Origin of the sequence: Mycobacterium sp. IS-1264, from assembly GCF_001954195.1 — a bacterium.
GTDB lineage: Bacteria > Actinomycetota > Actinomycetes > Mycobacteriales > Mycobacteriaceae > Mycobacterium.
Genome location: NZ_MBES01000005.1, coordinates 37,482 through 55,081 on the forward strand (window position 1 = coordinate 37,482; position 17,600 = coordinate 55,081).

A 17,600-nucleotide genomic window follows, 5' to 3' on the forward strand; every position below is an offset into this window, starting at 1 on the left:
GTCGAATGGGTTCGTGGGCGGCGGTAACGTCCACATGGCCATTAATATAACCCCCCAAGGGCCTGCCGGAGTGGATTCGGTTGCAGCGCTTGGGGCCTCGCCCGCTCCCGCGCGGGAGCCGGTTTACCGCGGGCGGTGCTAGCCGAGCGGATTGTCCGCCCACAGCGCGGCGATCGACAGGCCCGCGCGGCCGAGCAGCGATCGCGTCAGCGGCAGCCCGAGGCCCACCACAGCCGACGGGTCGCCGTCGACACCATCGATGAACCAGCCGCCCAGGCCGTCGAGCGTGAACCCTCCGGCGACCCGCAATGACTCCCCGGCAGCAAGGTAGGCCTCGAGGTCATCGGATGATGGTTTACCGAAACGTACGGTGGTGATAGATGTTTCGGCGTCCCGATGAACGATTTCGTTGTCCACCAATCGGATAGCGCAGTGGCCGGTATACAGCCGGCCGGCCCGGCCCGCCATCGACTGCCACATCTGACGAGCGGCGGCGACGGATTGCGGCTTACCGCACAACTGGTCGTCGATGTGAAGCATCGAATCACAGCCGATGACAACGCAATCCGCGGCGATGCTGCCATCCAGCCTGCCCGCGACCTCGTCGGCCTTGGCCACCGCCAGCGCGCACACGACGTCACTGGCCGAAGCGTCGGGGCCCAGGGCCGCGGTCACTGCATCCTCGTCGACCCCGGAGACCACGACCACCGGATCGACGCCGGCCTGGCGCAGCACCTTGAGCCGGCCGGCCGAGGCCGACGCCAGCACCAGCCGGGTCACTGCTTCATATGAGTCATCTGCTGCATGGTGAGCCGCTGGTAGTTCGTCATCGCAAAACGCAGCCGGTCGACCGGGAGGCCCCAGCGGGTGCGCTCCGCCGGTGGTGGTTCCGGCGCGGCGCCGGCGGCGCCCAGCACGGCGACCAATGCGGCCACCTCCTCGGCGGTGGGTTGCCCCTTGAGGATCTGGATGTGCGGCTCGTGCGGCTTCTGGGCCTCTTGGATATCCGAGCTCACAGTGGGATGTTCCCGTGCTTCTTGGGCGGCAGGTGCGAGATCTTGCGCTCCAGCAGACGCAGCGCCGTGCCGATGTAGCCACGCGTGTGCGACGGCGGGATCACCGCGTCGACGTACCCGCGCTCGGCCGCGACGTAGGGATTGACGAGCGTGTCCTCGTACTCCTGCTGCAGCTGCAGCCGCAGCGCGTCGACGTCCTTGCCTTCCTTGGCGGCCTCGGACAGCTGCTTGCGGTAGACGAACCCGACGGCGCCCGAGGCGCCCATCACCGCGATCTGCGCCGTCGGCCAGGCGATGTTGACGTCGCAGCCCATGTCCTTGGAACCCATGACGCAGTAGGCGCCGCCGTAGGCCTTGCGGGTGATGACGGTGATCTTCGGGACGGTGGCCTCGCCGTAGGCGAACAGCAGCTTGGCGCCGCGCCGGATGATGCCGTTGTATTCCTGGCCGGTGCCCGGCAGGAAGCCGGGCACGTCGACCAGCATCACGATCGGGATGTTGAAGCAGTCGCAGGTGCGCACGAACCGCGCCGCCTTCTCGGAGGCGTCGATGTCCAGGCAGCCAGCGAAGTGCGTCGGCTGGTTGGCCACTATCCCGACCGGGCGGCCCTCGATGCGACCGAACCCGACGACGATGTTCTGGGCATAACCGCTCTGGATTTCCAGGAACTCGTCCTCGTCGAGGATCCGGGTGATGACCTCGTGCATGTCGTAGGGCTGGTTGGGCGAGTCGGGGATCAGCGTGTCCAGCTCGACGTCCTCGTCGGTGAGGTTGTCCTCGATGGCGCCCGCCGGGATGGGCGCTGCGTAGCGGGGCGGATCGGTGGCGTTGTTGGGCGGCAGGTAGCTCAGCAGATCGCGGACCCATTCGAAGGCGTCCTGCTCACCGGAGGCCACGTAGTGCAACGTGCCCGACTTGGCCATGTGGGTGTGGGCGCCGCCGAGCTCCTCCATGGTGACGTCCTCGCCGGTAACGGTCTTGATGACGTCGGGCCCTGTGATGAACATCTGGCTGGTCTGATCGACCATCACCACGAAGTCGGTCAGGGCCGGCGAGTACACGTGCCCGCCCGCCGCGGCCCCCATGATCAGCGAGATCTGCGGGATGACACCGGAAGCCAGGATGTTATTGCGGAAGATCTTGCTGTACAGGCCCAGCGAGACGACGCCCTCCTGGATGCGCGCGCCGGCACCGTCGTTGATGCCGATCAGTGGGCGCCCGGTCTTGATGGCCAGCTCCTGGACCTTGACGATCTTCTCGCCGTACACCTCGCCGAGGCTGCCGCCGAACACCGTGGCGTCCTGGCTGAAGATGCACACGTCGCGGCCGTCGATGGTGCCGTAGCCGGTGATGACGCCGTCGCCGAGCGGGCGGTTCTTCTCCAGGCCGAAGTTGGTGCTGCGGTGCTTGGCCAGCGCGTCGAGTTCGACGAACGAGTCCTCGTCCAGCAGGGCGAGGATGCGCTCCCGGGCGGTCAGCTTGCCCTTGGCGTGCACCTTCTCGACGGCCTCTTCACCGACCGGATGCAGTGCCTCGTCCCGGCGCTTGTGCAGCTCGGCCAGCTTGCCCGCGGTGGTGTGGATGTCGATGCTGTGCTCGGCCGCGGGCTCCGCGGTGTGGTCGGTAACGCTCGTCATGGGTGTCGAGCTTAGCGGCGGCTATCCCGTCTTCCCCATGAAGGGCCCGCCCATGAAGGTCCGTTGGAGATCCCGAATCTAATTCCTGAGTCCAAAGCTGCCGAAGTGAGCAAAATACTCGGCAATACCTCCGGACGATATCGGGCTACGAGCAAGGAGGGCCGGATGGGCCACTGTCCCGAACCCGTCTCGAAAAGTTTGTCGCAATGACCGGGGTGCAGCATGCCCATCCGGCGATGACGGCGCGCCAGCGGATGACCGTGGTCGCGGCCGGGCTGGGCATCTTCATCGTGTGTGTGGACGTCAACGTCGTCAACGTCGCGCTGCCCAGCATCCAGGCGGCGTACAAGGCGGGTGAGCGAGGTCTTCAGTGGGCCGTCGCAGGCTACAGCCTGGGTATGGCTGCCGCGCTGATGAGCTGCGCCTTACTGGGTGATCGGTACGGTCGCAAGCGCGGGTTTTTGATCGGGCTCGCGGTATTCGTCATCTCCTCCGTGGTGTGCGCGCTACACGTCAGTCTTGGACTGTTCACGGTGGCGCGAATTATTCAGGGTGTGGGAGCGGCCTTCATCTCGGTGTTGTCTCTCGCCCTGCTCAGTCACGCGTTTCCCGACCCGGGGTTGAAAGCGCGGGCGATAGCCGGCTGGATGGCCATGGGGAGTGTCGGTGCGGCGGTGTCCCCGGCGCTGGGCGGGTTCCTGGTCCAGGACCTCGGATGGCGCAGCGTCTTTGCGGTGAACCTCCCGATGGGAGCAATCGTCGGGCTCCTCACGCTGGTTGCTGCCGCCGAGTCCAGGGATCCCGACCCGACCCAACTCGACTGGCCGGGTCAGCTGATGTTCGCCCCCGCGATCGCAATGATCGCGTACGGGCTCATCGAGGTCCCGCGGATCCATCGGGAGCTGGCCGCAGTGGGGCCGGCGCTGCTGCTGGCTGTCGTGCTGCTATGGCTGTTTGTTCGGCACGAACGCCGCGCGGCATTCCCGTTGATCGATCTTCAGTTGCTTCGCCAGCCGGTGTACCGATCGGCGCTGCTGGTCTACTTCCTGGTGACATCCTGCTTTTTTGGTTTGTTGATGGTGACCACCCAGCATTTCCAGAACGTGCGCGCGTTCTCGCCCATGCACGCGGGTCTGCTGCTGTTGCCCGTCCCGGTGGCATTTGGGGTCGCGAGCGTACTGGCAGGCCGGGCGGTAGAAGATCGGGGCCCCCGACTGCCGGCGCTGGTCTGTCTGGCGGCGTCGATCATCGGGTTGGCGCTATTCGCGGTCGCCATTGGCCGCGCAATGCCCGTGGTGATCATCGGTCTGGCGCTATTCGGTGCGGGGTACGGGGGCTGCGCCACGCCACTGCTGCAGCTTGCTATGACCGAGGTTGACGATCACCGAGCAGGCATGGGCGCTGGCCTGATCAATCTGCAACGGTCGCTGGGCAGCATTTTCGGCGTCGCACTTTTCGGCTCCGTCCTCGCGCTCTGGCTAGGCGCGACGTTGCCGGCCCGGCTGGAGCCCGCCATCGCCGATCCCGCCGAACGCAAAGCGGTCATCGCGGCCGTAGTGGAAGGCGCGAATCCGTGCGCGCACCCCGCAAATATCGGGCCGGGCCATCGACTGACATCAGCGCAGGAGCGTCTGGTCGTGCGCGTCGCCGACAAAGACTTCATCGGCGGCGTCCGGCTAGCGGTCGCCGGCGGGGCGGCATTGCTCACGGCAGGCTTCATTCTTGGTTGGAGGCGGTTTCCGCGCACCCGTGGCGATCTCGGTGACCGGCAGCTCAACAGCCGCACCAGGGATCCGGTTCGATGACTGGGTGACCGGCGCCCGCGATGAGCGCCGCGTTCTAGGCTGGGTCCGGTGACAGACCCCGATGAGCTCAGAAGGCCACTGGACGTCGCCGCACTGCGCGCCGAGTTGATCGGCACCGGGCTGGGCTGGCGACGGCTCGACGTCGTCGACGAAACCGGTTCCACCAACACCGATTTGCTGGCTCGCGCGGCCGCCGGAGACGACGTCGCCGGGGCGGTGCTCATCGCCGAGCATCAGACCGCCGGCCGCGGGCGGCACGGCCGCGGCTGGTCGGCCTCCCCGCGCGCGCAGATCACCATGTCGGTCGGGGTCAGCGTGGTCGACGTCCCCACCGCGGGGTGGGGCTGGCTGTCGTTGGCCACCGGTGTGGCCGTCGTCGACGCGGTGGCCCCGGTGCTCGATGCGGCCGGCGTGCAAGCCGGTCTCAAATGGCCCAACGACGTGCTGGCCGGTGGCGGCAAGCTGGCCGGAATTCTCTCCGAGGTCGCAAAGCCGGTAGTGGTAATTGGCTTGGGGCTCAACGTAACTCAGGCGCCCGAGGAGGTCGACGGCTCCGGTGCGATTGCGCCCACGTCGCTGCTCGGTCTGGGAGTGGCCTCGCCCGACCGCGACGCGCTGGTCCGCGCCGTGTTGCGCGAGCTCGGCGGCCGCATCACCGCCTGGCGGCTCGCGCGGGGGGCCGACTGGCAGCTGGCCGCGGATTACCGCGCCCGCAGCCTGACCATCGGCACGCGGGTGCGCGCCGAACTGCCCGGCGGCCGGGAAGTCGTCGGGACCGCGAGCGCCGTCGACGACCAGGGCAGGTTATGCGTGGAAACCGATGCCGAGACCGTCGTCGTTTCCGCCGGCGACGTGGTGCATCTACGTTAGGAAGCGGTAACTTCGCGACCATGAGCTACCCGGACAACGCCCTGGCCGCCGGCGAACAGGTCGTCATACACCGCCACCCGCACTGGAAGCGCTTGATCTGGCCCGTCGTCGTACTCATCGTGGTGACCGCGCTCGCGGCGTTCGGGTCGGGCTATCTCAACTCGACGCACTGGGAGCAGCTCGCCAAGAACATCATCTACGGCGTCATCTGGGGGATCTGGCTGGTGATCGTCGGCTGGCTGACGCTGTGGCCGTTCCTGAGCTGGCTGACCACACATTTCGTCGTCACCAACCGGCGGGTGATGTTTCGGCACGGGGTGCTGACCCGCAGCGGCATCGACATCCCGTTGGCGCGGATCAACAGCGTCGAATTCCGGGACAAGATCGTCGAGCGAATGTTTCGCACCGGGACCCTGATTATCGAGTCGGCGTCACAAGATCCGTTGGAGTTCTACGACATTCCGCGCCTGCGCGAGGTGCACGCGCTGCTGTATCACGAAGTCTTCGACACCCTGGGTTCCGAGGAATCGCCGAGCTGACGCGCCCGAGCCCTGTTGCGCCAGGCCCGCAGCAGCGTGACGTTGCCGCCCTCGATTTCGTCCTCGAAGATTTCGGCGATGCCACCGGCGGTGAGGGCCGATTCGAGTGCCTTGTCGGGGCTGCGCGCGAACTCGTCGGGAAACACCCAACGCCGGAACGCCCAGAACCGGAACGCCATCTGCAGCAGGTTGCCGATGATGTACGCCGAGATGAAGTCGGCGATGTTCTCCACCGTCAGCGACACCGTCGGGACCCGCAGCTGCAGGACGTAGCTGGAGATCCACAGCGGGGCCATGGATAGCAGCACACCGACGCCGCTGAAAGCGAAGAACAGCAGCGCCTCGTGGTGTCGCTCGCGCCCGCCGCGGTCGCGGAAGCTCCACTCCCGGTTCAGCACGTAGGACGCGATGACGGCCACGATCCCCGCGATGACCTTGGCGGTCACCGGCTTGGGCTCCAGAATCGTCAGCTTCAGCGTGTAGAAAATCGCCGAGTCGATGATGAACGTGGTACCGCCGACGATGGCGAATTTGATCAGTTCATGATGGCGCTGCGCATACGGCTGAATGATCCCGGGCAGGCGCGCGATTGTGGCTTCGGCGAAGGACACAACACGTGAGTGTACGTATGGACGCAAAATCGACGCAAAATGGTACATAACGATTGTGCGTCAGAGCCGGTCAACACGCCTCGAGCACGGGACTGTGCGCCATGACACCATGATGGCCGTGCCGAGTTCACGCCCGCCGCGCACCGCGCCCGTCGTCGCCATGGTCGGCGGCGGTCAGCTGGCCCGGATGACCCATCAGGCCGCCATCGCGCTGGGGCAGACGCTGCGTGTGCTGGCGACCGCAGCCGACGAATCGGCCGCACAGGTCAGTCCCGACGTGGTGATCGGCTCGCACACCGATCTCGAAGATCTGCGCCGCGTCGCCGCCGGAGCCAACGTGCTGACCTTCGACCACGAGCACGTCCCGACCGAACTGCTGGACAAGCTCGTCGCGGAAGGCGTCAACGTGGCGCCGCCACCGCAGGCGCTGGTGCACGCCCAGGACAAGCTCGTCATGCGGCGGCGGATGGAGGCCCTCGGCGCCCAGGTGCCCCGCTACGCCGAGATCCGAAGCGTCGACGAACTCGACACCTTCGCGAGGCGCATAGCCGGCCCGGTGGTCGTGAAAGCGGTCCGCGGCGGATACGACGGGCGCGGGGTGCGGATGGCCCGTGACCCGTCGCACGCCCGCGAGATCGCCGCCGACTTCCTGGCCTCCCGCGTGCCGGTGATGGCCGAGGAGCAGGTGAACCTGCGCCGCGAACTGTCGGCTCTGGTGGCGCGCTCGCCGTTCGGGCAGGGCGCGGCGTGGCCGGTCGTCGAGACCGTGCAGCGGGACGGGATCTGCGTACAGGTCATCGCGCCCGCGCCGGAGCTGCCCGAGGAACTCGCTTCGGCCGCGCAACAGCTGGCGTTGCGGCTGGCCGCCGACCTCGGCGTGATCGGGGTGCTCGCGGTCGAGCTGTTCGAGACGGTCGACGGCGCGCTTCTGGTCAACGAGCTCGCGATGCGGCCGCACAACTCCGGGCACTGGACCATGGACGGGGCCCGCACCAGCCAGTTCGAACAGCATCTGCGCGCGGTGCTGGACTATCCGCTGGGCGACACCGACGCCATCGCGCCGGTGACCGTGATGGCCAACGTGCTCGGTGCCGCGCAGCCGCCGGCGATGACCGTCGACGAACGGTTGCACCATCTCTATGCGCGCATGCCCGACGCCCGGGTTCACCTCTACGGCAAGGCCGAACGCCCCGGACGCAAGGTCGGGCACATCAATTTCCTGGGCGATTCCCCGGGCTCCGATGTCGCTGGCCTGGCGAAGCTGCGTGAACGCGCCGAGCTGGCCGCACACTGGTTGTCACACGGGCAATGGGCCGACGGATGGGATCCACATGGCTAGCGCCAGCGACGATGCAGAGCGAAGTGATGAGGAGGAGTGGCGCCGAATGACCGAGCATCCGCGCGTAGCGGTGATCATGGGCAGCGACAGCGACTGGACGGTGATGTCCGACGCGGCCGCGGCGCTGGCCGAGTTCGACGTACCGACCGAGGTGCGGGTCGTGTCGGCGCACCGCACCCCGGCGGAGATGCTCGACTACGCCCGCGGCGCGGCCGACCGCGGCATCGAGGTGATCATCGCCGGCGCCGGCGGCGCGGCCCACCTGCCCGGGATGGTCGCCTCGGCGACGCCGCTGCCGGTGATTGGCGTGCCGGTTCCGCTGGCTCGGCTGGACGGCCTCGATTCCCTGCTGTCGATCGTGCAGATGCCGGCGGGCGTGCCGGTCGCCACGGTCTCCATCGGTGGCGCCCGCAACGCGGGCCTGCTGGCAGTGCGCATTCTCGGATCATCCGACCCGGCGCTGCGCGCGCGGCTCGTCACCTTTGCCGAGGAGCTGGCCGAGAGCGTGCGGGCCAAGGATGCGGCGCTGCGGGAGGGTCAGGGTAAAGTTACCGGCCAGTAGCCCGGCGACGAAGCGAGCTGGGTAGTGGCCCGTGGGACAGCCGGGCAAATTTGGCGGAGTGCAAGGAGGCCAAGATGGCTCAGTGGGCCGGAGACCCCACATTCGACCTGTTCCAATTGCCCGAGGAGCACCAGGAGCTGCGGGCGGCGATTCGAGCGCTGGCGGAAAAGGAGATCGCTCCGCACGCCTCCGATGTAGACGAGAATTCGCGATTTCCGCAGGAGGCCCTCGACGCGCTGAACGCGTCCGGTTTCAACGCCGTCCACATCCCCGAGGAGTACGGCGGTCAGGGCGCGGACTCAGTCGCGGCGTGCATTGTGATCGAAGAAGTCGCGCGCGTCGACGGGTCCGCCTCGCTGATTCCCGCCGTCAACAAACTGGGCACCATGGGCCTGATCCTGCAGGGTTCCGAGGAGCTGAAGAAGCAGGTGCTGCCGTCCCTGGCCACCGAGGGGGCGATGGCCTCCTACGCCTTGAGCGAGCGCGAAGCCGGCAGTGACGCGGCGTCCATGCGGACCCGGGCCAAGGCCGACGGGGATCACTGGATTCTCAACGGCACCAAGTGCTGGATCACCAACGGCGGCAAGTCGACCTGGTACACGGTGATGGCGGTGACCGATCCGGACCGGGGCGCCAACGGGATATCGGCGTTCATGGTGCACAAGGACGACGAGGGGTTCAGCGTCGGCCCGAAGGAAAAGAAGATGGGCATCAAGGGATCGCCCACCACTGAGTTGTATTTCGAGAACTGCCGCATCCCGGGCGATCGGATCATCGGCGAACCCGGCACCGGGTTCAAAACCGCGCTGCAGACCCTCGACCACACCCGCCCCACCGTCGGGGCGCAGGCCGTGGGCCTCGCGCAGGGCGCGCTGGACGCCGCCGTCGCGTACACCAAGGACCGCAAGCAGTTCGGCAAGTCGATCTCCGAGTTCCAGGGCGTGCAGTTCGAGCTGGCCGACATGGCGATGAAAGTCGAAGCGGCCCGGCTGATGGTGTACAGCGCCGCCGCCCGGGCCGAACGCGGTGAACCGAATCTCGGATTCATCTCCGCGGCCGCGAAGTGCTTTGCCTCCGACACCGCCATGGACGTGACCGAGGCGGCGGTGCAGCTGTTCGGCGGCGCCGGATACACCACCGACTTCCCGGTCGAGCGGATGATGCGCGACGCCAAGATCACCCAGATCTACGAGGGCACCAACCAGATCCAACGGGTAGTGATGTCGCGGGCGTTGCTGCGCTGATCCCGCGCCGCGCCTACTTCGCCGTCTCCGGTGCCCTGAGATACCGGTCGTTGTGCGCCCCCGCGGCGGGCGGGGGATCGGTGTTCACGGCGTCGAAGCTGGAGTAGCGCGCCGGGGTGCGGATCACCGTGATGGCCTCGTCGCCGCTGCCGACGCGCAGGGCCAGGTCGTTCTCGGCGAACAGCGGGGTGTCGACGACCTGCTTCCAGGTGTAGGCGAGGCAGGCCATCAGGCCGCCCTCGTGCAGCAGCTCGACCCATTCCGCGGCGGTCTTGGCGGCCAGGGCCGACTCGAGCTCCTCGGTCAGCTCCGGGTAGTTCAGCGCCCGCGCGCGCTGGTCGACGAATCGCTCGTCGTCGAGCAGATCGGGCCGGCCGATGATCTCGCACAGCTTGGCCCAATGCTTGGGCACATAGGCGGACAGGACGAGATACCCGTCGGATGCCCGGAAGGCGTCCGAGGGCTGCGTGGCGAAACCAACTCCCTTGCGCTTCTTGGCATCTGGCTTGATTTCTGGCTTCGGTTTGGCCGGCTCGCTGGGTTTGTTCAGGTGCATCGTGAGCTGGTTGGCCTGCAGCCCCACCGCAACGTCGTACATCGCGACCCGGACCACGTCGGCCACCCCGTGACGTTCGCGGTTGAGCAGCGCGGCCAGCACCGCCTCGGCCAGCACGTGACCGCTGGCGTTGTCGACGAGCTGGAACGGGATGATCTGCGGTTTACCCGTGGGCGTGGGCATTCCGGTGGTCATGCCGGCCTCGGCCGCGACCATCAGGTCGACGCCCGGGCGCGTGCCGTGCGGCCCGTTGCCGCCGAAAGCGCTCAGGCGGGCATAGATGAGTCTGGGATTGCGCGACTGCAAGTCGGTGGGCCCCAACCCCATTCGTTCCATGACGCCGGGGCGAAAGCCCTCCAGCACGACGTCGGCGGTGTCGGCGAGCCGCAGTACCTGCTGCTTGACGTCGTCGTCGGTCAGGTCCGCCGTCACCGACTTCTTGCCGCGGTTGTTCGGCAGGAAATATGTGGCCAGCGGCGGGCGCCCGGGAAGGACCGCGGTGATCTGGCGGGCGGCCTCACCGCCGGGCGCCTCGATTTTGATGACCTCCGCACCCAGGTCGGCCAGCACCTGCCCGGCCAACGGCCCGGCCACGTTCTGGGTGAAATCGAGCACCCGGAATCCGTCGAGGGGCTTCGCGGGCTTGCTGTTCGGCTCGCTGCTTGGCATGTCGGCCCCTAGTCGTAGTTCCGGCGAACCCAGGTGTCGGTGTCGGTCCGCGCCATGATTAGACACAATAACGAGACGGTCCTCGGGGCCCGACCGTGGCTGTGCAGTCGCTTAGTCGAGGCGATACCGAATGAGACGGGAGCTATTGGCCACTACCGCAACCGACGACGCGTTGTGCAGGATCGCGGCGAGCACGGGGGAGAGCGCCCCGCCCGCGCCGATGACCAGCCCGGCGGCGTTGACGGCGATGGACATGCTGTAGTTCTCGCGGATCACGTCGACGGCCCGGGAACCCAGGTCTCCCACGTCGAGCAGCCGATGCAGGTCGTCGTTGGCCAGGGCCACGTCGGCGGTTTCGACGGCGACGTCGGTGCCGGCCAGTCCCATGGCGATTCCGATGTCGGCGGCGGCCAGCGCCGGGGCGTCGTTGATGCCGTCGCCGACCATCCCGACGACGTAACCCTCGCCCTGCAGTTCGCGCACCACCTCGAGCTTGTCCTCCGGCATCACCTCGGCGCGCCACTCGTCGATCCCGAGCTCGGCGGCGACGACCCGGGCGATGTCGGGATGGTCCCCGGTGAGCATGACGATGCGGCGAATCCCGTTGGCCCGCAACTCCTTCAGCACCGCGGCCGCCTCGGGTCGCACCTCGTCGCGCAGGCTGATCAGCCCCACCAGGGTGCCGTCCACCGCGAGCAGCAGCGGGGTCTCCGCCTCGTTTCGCAGTTTGTCGACCCACTCCGAGGCCTTTCTCGACACGTTCACCTTTTCGGCCCGCAGCAGGCTGGGGCTGCCCAGCAGCAGGGTCCGGCCGTCGGCCCAGGTCCGCATGCCCAGGCCCACCAGCACCTCGCACTCCTCGTGCGGCGGGATGGTGATGTGGCGTTCCTCGGTCGAGCGGATCACCGCTTCGGCTAGCGGGTGCCGCGAGTGAATCTCCGAGCTGGCCGCATACGCCAGGACCTGCTCGGGCTGCCAATCCTTATGCATCGCAACGATATTCGTCACGACCGGGCGCCCCACGGTCAGGGTCCCGGTCTTGTCGAACACGATCGCGTCGACCCGGCCGGCCTGCTCCAGGTGGGAGCCGCCCTTGATGAGGATGCCGCGGCGCGCGCCGTTGCCGATCGCGGCGCTGATGGCGGTCGGAGTGGCCAGGCCGACCGCGCACGGGCACGCGATGAGCAGCATGGTCATCGCCCGGCGCACGTCACCGGTGATCGCCAGGGTGATCGCCGAAACGACGAACGAGGTGGGAACGAAACGGCGAGAGAAGTTTTCGCCGACCGTCTGGATGGGCGCTCGGTCGTGCTGCGCCTCCTCGACGCGGGCGATGATGCGGCCGATGGTGGTTTGGTTGCCGACGGCCTCCGCGCGCACCACCAGGCGTCCGCGCACCACGACCGAACCGGCGTGCACGCGCGAACCCACCACGACGCTGACCGGCAGGGTTTCCCCGGTGATCGCGGATTGGTCGACGACCGCCTCGCCGTCGACCACCTCCCCGTCCACGGGTATCGCGACGTGGTCGTGGACCACCACGTCGTCGCCGATCTCCACGCTGTCGATCGGCACCTGTATCTCGGTGCCCGCGCGCGGGCCCTCGGTGAGCCGGATCCATGCCGTGTCCTGGCTGCCGCGCAGCAGGTCGGAGATGGCCCGCCGGGTCCGGCGCAGCGTCAGATCCTGAAGGTACTCACCGATATTGAGCAACCACAGCACGGTCAGCGCGACCACGTTCTCGCGCAGGATCAGGCTGGCCACGGTCGCCGCGGACACCAGCGCGTCGGTGCCGGCCCTGCCGGAACGCAGCGAGCGCAACGCGCCGCGCAGGAACGGGTAGCCGGTGAAGACGGTGACGCCGGTGGCGACCACCCGCCCGCTCGGGCCCAGCAGCGGCGGCCGGGCGAAGACGTAGCGGCGCACGCCGAGCAACGCCAGCGCAGCACCGCCGATGACCATGCGCAGCACGTCGGCGTTGCGGATTTCCGACGAATGCGGTGCCCGGGCCGGGATCAGTTCGGCGGCAATGTGTTCGGCGCCGCTGATCGCGGCCAATATCGCGGGGCGCTCGCAGCGCCGGGGCGAGTACCAGACGACGACGGAGCCGGTGCGCGGGTAGGCGTGCACGGTGCGCACACCGTTCTCTTTGGCGACGGCCTCTTCGACCGCGACGGCGCGGCGTGAGTTGCCGCGGACCCACCCGACCGAAACCCGCATGCGTCCGGCCGCGTCCGAAATCACCGCCAGGGCAGGGTCGTTGGCTTGTATCAAGCGATCAGTGCTCGTGAACGTCACCGATGGACGGGGTGGGCGCCTCCTCGCCGACGCGCTCGCGGGCTTCGGCCATGACGTCGGCGAGCTTGAGGCGGGCCGACTCGGCGGCTTCCTCGGCCTTGCGCGTTCCGCGCAATCCCAGCTCGGCCGCCGACACCGCGGTCTCGTGCAGCGGCGCCTTGGCCACGGCCTTGCGCACCACCTCGTAGGCCGTCACGCCGACCAGGCCGGTGAACACCGTCCCGGCCGCTTTTGCCAATAGCCCGAACCCCGCCATTGCCTACCTCCCTGTCGCCACGGCGTCAGCTGCTGCTTTCCCGACCGTAACATTGAAATATTGCGATATCAATATGAATCGGGTCAGAGGACGCGGGTTATCTTTTCCGTCTCGATTCGGCGCTGCAGAGTCGAGGGATCGGGATTGGCCACCTGCACCAACGACCCGCCCACGGCCATGATGGCCAGCAGGCCGTCGACCAACTCGGCGGGCGCGGACCACGACGCGCTGGACAGCACGCGATCCTTAGACGTCAAACCCCTTGCCGCCGCGGAATTCTCACAGTCGGCCAGAATTTCTTCGGCCGTTCGGCCGGCCAGCGCGGGACCGGGATGGCGCTCAGGAACTATTTGGTCGCCGTGTACCCGCACCGCGGTCGCATAGTCGGTGACACCGATCGGCAGGTCGGGCGCCGGGCGGCCGAACGGATCCAGCGACAGCACCGCCACCTCACCGCCGGGCTCGATCACCGAGTCGGCCTCCTCCAGCCGGTCGGGGGTGCACAGCGCCATGTCACCGGGTTCGCCCGAGGCGATCACGGCCTCGGCGCCGATCCGCCACACCCCGAACAAGACCGCCGCCGTCTGCCAGTGGGCCGGCAGCAGGATCGCGATCCGGCTGGCCGGGCCGGCGCCGAGCTCGTCGCGCAGCAGGTTGCCGGTCTTGGCGGCCCAGTTCGCCAGCGTCACCGCGGACAGCTCGATGCGCTCGCCGGAGCCGTCGTCGTAGTACGTGATGCGCGGACCGACGGGGTCGGCCCGCAACATCGGATCCAGGATCATCCCAGAAAGCGTTGTCAGCGTCGATTCATGCACCGGTTGGTCAGTTTATGCACTCCGGCTTGTCCGAGCCGGCGGTGAGGATCGGCGAGGGCGCCGGGACATTGGGGTTGGTGGCGGCCGCTTGGTCGGACAGTTTGGCCGGCATGATCGTTCCGCTGCCGGACAGCCCGGAGCCCGGGCCGGTGTAGTCGTTGGCCAGCACCACCTTGACCGCTCCGGGTGCCAGCGAGGTATCCGGGACGACCGGCAATCCGCCGAGTTCCTTGGACACCTCCTGCGCACCCAGATCGTCGGTCTTGGCGGCCCGCACCTGGCTGCCCTGCACATGCCCACCGTCGTTATTGCCCACGGTTCCGGTGGCAAAGCCCTTGGAGCTCAAGACATCTGCCACGGCCGCGGCCAGTCCGTTGATGTCGGTGTCGTTGACGACGCTGGCGGTGGTCTTGGCGGGCGTGTAGGCGAGCTCCTCGGTCTTGCCCTGAGCCTGATCGTTCAGCAGCCCGGCCACCCAGTCGGCGACCTGGTGCGCGTCGACCCGCACCACGCTTTGGGTGCCGTCGTCACTCCAGCCGGCGCCGTCGAGGACCGGGATGGTGGCGAACGCGACGTTGCCGCCGGCCAGCTTCTGCATCTGCTGGACGAAATCCATCACATCCCAACCAGAGGAGATCACCACGGAGCGCTGGACGGCGGCCTGCAGGCGCTTCACCGTGGCCGGGCTGGACAGCGTCTTGCTCGAGATGATCTTGTGGGCCAGCGAGGCCATCACCACCTGCTGGCGCACCACGCGGTCGAGGTCGCCGCGCGGCAGCTCGTGGCGCTGGCGGACGAAGCTGAGCGCCTGCGGCCCGTCGAGCTTTTGCTGGCCGGCGGGAAAGTCCGCGCCCGAGAGTGGTTCGAACACAGGCTCTTTGAGGCAGACGTCGACGCCGCCGAGCGCGTCGGTGATCAACGCGAACCCGAGCAGCCCGATCTCGGCGTAGTGGTCGACGGTGACCCCGGTGAGGTCGGCGACGGTCTTGATCAGGGCATCGCGGCCGGCCTCGGTGCCCTGCGCCGCGGCTTCGGCGGCCGACGCGCCGGCCTTGACGAGGCTGACCCTCTTGGCCTCCCGGGTCTGGCCGTAGACGCCGTTGATCTTCGTCTTGCCCAGTCCGGGGGCGGCGACGTAGGAGTCCCGCGGAATCGAGATCGCGGTGGCCGACTTCCCGTTATTCGGTATCCGGACCAGGATGATGGTGTCGGTGTTGGTGGCTTCCTCGTCGCCGGCCCGCAGCGCTTCCAGTTCCTCGGCCGACAACGGGTTGCCGTGGGCGTCGGTGCGGCTGTCCATGCCGACCAACAGGATGTCGATCGCGCCGTCGTCGCCGCCCTTACCCAACGAGGGCGCCGACATGTGGAAGATGCCGTCTTCGAAGGATCGAACGTTGTTCCAGGCGACCCCCGTGCCGATGACGACCAGGACGGCCAGGGCAGTGGCAACCGCACGAACCACACGTTGCACAGGCATCACATTAGGTTACTTGTGACACACCCGCTTCTCGGGTAGCCGGCCGCGGCGTGGCCCACGCTTCTCGGCGCATGCCAGACTCGTGGCATGTCGGGCGGGTCAGGAAGGCTAGTCATCAGCGGTGCCGGTGGGCAGCTCGGCAGCTGCTTGGCGGCCCGCGCCGCCGCCCAGGGCCGCGACGTGGCGGCGCTGAGCTCGTCGGAGTGGGACATCACCGACCCGGTCGCGGCCGAGCGGATCGTGCAGCAAGGCGACGTCGTGCTGAACTGCGCGGCGTACACCGATGTGGACGGCGCCGAGAGCGCCGAGGCGGCCGCGCACGCGGTCAACGTCACCGGCCCGGAACACATCGCCCGGGCCTGTGCCCGCGCCGGCGCGCGGCTCATCCACGTCTCCACCGATTTCGTGTTCAACGCCGACCTCGGTCCTGAGGGCGCCGCCGCGCCCCGCCCCTTCGAACCCGGCGACGACACCGCGCCGCAGGGCGTGTACGCCCGCACCAAGCTCGCCGGGGAACGCGCCGCCCTGGCGGCCCTGCCCGATGCGGTCGTGGTGCGCACCGCCTGGGTGTACACCGGCGGCACGGGCCGGGACTTCGTCGCCGTCATGCGCCGGCTGGCCGCCGGGGACGGTCCCGTCGACGTGGTCGAGGACCAGGTCGGCTCGCCCACGTACGTCGGCGACCTGGCCGACGCGCTGCTGCAGGTCGCCGACGACCGCGTGCCCGGGCCCGTCCTGCACGCCGCCAACGAGGGCGCGGTCTCGCGATTCGAGCTGGCCCGCGCGGTCTTCGAGGAATGCGGCGCCGATCCGGCCCGGGTGCGGCCGGTCAGCAGCGCACACTTTCCACGGCCCGCGCCGCGGCCGAGTTATTCGGCCCTGTCGAGCCGGCAGTCGGCGGCGGCGGGCCTGCGGCCGCTAAGGCACTGGCGTGCAGCGCTTGTCGCGGCGCTGGCGGCCTCCGGCCAGGGATCGACCGATACGCTCTACGCGTGACTGACGTCCTGCCGGTCGTGACGGTGACCTACTCGCCGGGCCCGCACCTGGAGCGGTTCCTGGCCTCGTTGTCGTTGGCCACCGAGCGCCCGGTCAGCGTGATAATGGCAGACAACGGCTCCACCGACGGAGCGCCACAAGCGGCCGTCGAGCGCTATTCGAACGTGCGGCTGTTCAGCACCGGCGCCAACCTCGGGTACGGAACCGCGGTGAATCGCGCCGTCGCGCACCTTGACGAAGTGGGCGAACCGTGGGTCGACGACTGGGTCATCGTGGCCAACCCCGACGTGCAGTGGGGCCCGGGCAGCATCGACGCGCTGCTGGACGCCGCTACCCGCTGGCCGCGCGCGGGCGCGCTGGGTCCGCTCGTCCGGGATCCAGACGGCTCCGTGTATCCGTCGGCGCGGCATCTGCCCAGCCTGATCCGCGGCGGCATGCACGCCGTCGTCGGGCCGTTTTGGAAGCGCAACCCGTGGACGGCGGCCTACCGGCAGGATCGGCTCGAGCCCAGCGAACGGCCGGTGGGCTGGCTGTCGGGATCGTGCCTGCTCGTGCGGCGGTCGGCCTTCAGCCACGTCGGCGGCTTCGACGAGCGCTACTACATGTACATGGAGGACGTCGACCTCGGCGACCGGCTCGGCAAAGCGGGTTGGCAATCCGTCTACGTGCCGTCGGCGGAGGTCCTACACCACAAGGGCCACTCCACCGGTCGCGACCCGGCAAGTAACCTGGCGGCTCATCACAAGAGCACGTACCTTTTTCTCGCCGACCGGCACTCGGGTTGGTTGCGGGCGCCCCTGCGCTGGACATTGCGCGGATCGCTCGCGGTTCGTTCTCGTCTGATGGTGCGCAATTCACAGCGCAGCTCCCGCAGGCGAAGACTGGCAGAAGGGCGGCACTGAGTTGGCTA

At 68.3% G+C, this 17,600-nt stretch carries 15 protein-coding genes and 2 pseudogenes; 8 read left to right on the forward strand and 9 right to left on the reverse strand.

Going from position 1 to position 17,600, the window contains the following annotated elements; genetic code table 11:
* Positions 1-138: 138 nt before the first annotated feature.
* The 3 genes from A5744_RS00620 to A5744_RS00630 are packed head-to-tail and all read right to left on the reverse strand — an operon-like array spanning position 139 to position 2,653.
* Positions 139-780: a Maf family nucleotide pyrophosphatase gene (locus A5744_RS00620; protein ID WP_076057671.1), complete on the reverse strand. Its 642-nt coding sequence runs from the start codon at positions 778-780 to the stop codon at positions 139-141.
* Entirely contained in the window at positions 777-1,016 is a 240-nt protein-coding gene (locus tag A5744_RS00625; protein WP_076057672.1) for an acyl-CoA carboxylase epsilon subunit, read from the reverse strand. The genes A5744_RS00620 and A5744_RS00625 overlap by 4 nt, the downstream gene beginning before the upstream one ends.
* A complete protein-coding gene (locus A5744_RS00630) occupies positions 1,013-2,653 on the reverse strand; it encodes an acyl-CoA carboxylase subunit beta (protein WP_076057673.1) in 1,641 nt (546 codons plus the stop codon). The genes A5744_RS00625 and A5744_RS00630 overlap by 4 nt, the downstream gene beginning before the upstream one ends.
* Before the next feature lie 236 nt (positions 2,654-2,889).
* Between A5744_RS00630 and A5744_RS00635 the strand changes: the two genes are divergently transcribed.
* The 3 genes from A5744_RS00635 to A5744_RS00645 are packed head-to-tail and all read left to right on the forward strand — an operon-like array spanning position 2,890 to position 5,867.
* On the forward strand, positions 2,890-4,458 hold the full coding sequence (locus A5744_RS00635) for an MFS transporter (protein WP_076057731.1): 1,569 nt from the start codon (positions 2,890-2,892) through the stop codon (positions 4,456-4,458).
* 48 nt (positions 4,459-4,506) lie between these two features.
* Positions 4,507-5,328, forward strand: coding sequence for a biotin--[acetyl-CoA-carboxylase] ligase (locus A5744_RS00640; protein WP_076057674.1), 822 nt, complete (start codon positions 4,507-4,509; stop codon positions 5,326-5,328).
* A 20-nt stretch (positions 5,329-5,348) separates the two neighbouring features.
* Positions 5,349-5,867 carry a PH domain-containing protein gene (locus tag A5744_RS00645; protein ID WP_076057675.1) on the forward strand — a complete coding sequence of 173 codons (519 nt, stop codon included), beginning with the start codon at positions 5,349-5,351 and terminating at the stop codon, positions 5,865-5,867.
* Here the strand turns inward: A5744_RS00645 and A5744_RS00650 are convergent.
* A complete protein-coding gene (locus A5744_RS00650; protein WP_076057676.1) occupies positions 5,822-6,478 on the reverse strand; it encodes a GtrA family protein in 657 nt (218 codons plus the stop codon). The genes A5744_RS00645 and A5744_RS00650 overlap by 46 nt on opposite strands.
* 109 nt (positions 6,479-6,587) lie before the next feature.
* Between A5744_RS00650 and A5744_RS00655 the strand changes: the two are divergent.
* The 3 genes and pseudogenes from A5744_RS00655 to A5744_RS00665 all read left to right on the forward strand — a co-directional run.
* Positions 6,588-7,833: pseudogene (locus A5744_RS00655) on the forward strand (5-(carboxyamino)imidazole ribonucleotide synthase); the annotation flags it as partial.
* Between the two features lie 30 nt (positions 7,834-7,863).
* Positions 7,864-8,379: a 5-(carboxyamino)imidazole ribonucleotide mutase gene (gene purE, locus A5744_RS00660; RefSeq protein WP_076057677.1), complete on the forward strand. Its 516-nt coding sequence runs from the start codon at positions 7,864-7,866 to the stop codon at positions 8,377-8,379.
* A 74-nt stretch (positions 8,380-8,453) separates the two neighbouring features.
* Positions 8,454-9,623, forward strand: a complete 1,170-nt coding sequence (locus tag A5744_RS00665; RefSeq protein WP_076057678.1) for an acyl-CoA dehydrogenase — start codon at positions 8,454-8,456, stop codon at positions 9,621-9,623.
* A 13-nt stretch (positions 9,624-9,636) separates the two neighbouring features.
* Here the strand turns inward: A5744_RS00665 and A5744_RS00670 are convergent, their stop codons facing one another.
* From A5744_RS00670 to A5744_RS00690, 5 genes are all read right to left on the reverse strand, one after another.
* Entirely contained in the window at positions 9,637-10,848 is a 1,212-nt protein-coding gene (locus A5744_RS00670) for a CoA transferase (protein ID WP_076057679.1), read from the reverse strand.
* Between the two features lie 111 nt (positions 10,849-10,959).
* Positions 10,960-13,068 (reverse strand): manganese-exporting P-type ATPase CtpC, encoded by a 2,109-nt coding sequence (gene ctpC, locus A5744_RS00675; protein WP_139331187.1) that lies wholly within the window; start codon positions 13,066-13,068, stop codon positions 10,960-10,962.
* 58 nt (positions 13,069-13,126) lie between these two features.
* Positions 13,127-13,402 carry a DUF1490 family protein gene (locus tag A5744_RS00680; RefSeq protein WP_076057681.1) on the reverse strand — a complete coding sequence of 92 codons (276 nt, stop codon included), beginning with the start codon at positions 13,400-13,402 and terminating at the stop codon, positions 13,127-13,129.
* Positions 13,403-13,485: 83 nt separating this feature from the next.
* Positions 13,486-14,217, reverse strand: a complete 732-nt coding sequence (locus A5744_RS00685; protein ID WP_205866273.1) for a TIGR03089 family protein — start codon at positions 14,215-14,217, stop codon at positions 13,486-13,488.
* Positions 14,218-14,224: 7 nt separating this feature from the next.
* A complete protein-coding gene (locus A5744_RS00690) occupies positions 14,225-15,694 on the reverse strand; it encodes an LCP family protein (RefSeq protein WP_076057682.1) in 1,470 nt (489 codons plus the stop codon).
* 87 nt (positions 15,695-15,781) lie between these two features.
* Between A5744_RS00690 and rfbD the strand changes: the two are divergent.
* Together rfbD and A5744_RS00700 are read left to right on the forward strand one after the other, a co-directional pair.
* Positions 15,782-16,694: pseudogene (gene rfbD / locus A5744_RS00695) on the forward strand (dTDP-4-dehydrorhamnose reductase).
* Complete coding sequence (locus A5744_RS00700; RefSeq protein WP_076057683.1) at positions 16,687-17,592, forward strand: glycosyltransferase family 2 protein; 906 nt, start codon at positions 16,687-16,689, stop codon at positions 17,590-17,592. The pseudogene rfbD and the gene A5744_RS00700 overlap by 8 nt, the downstream one beginning before the upstream one ends.
* Positions 17,593-17,600 lie beyond the last annotated feature (8 nt).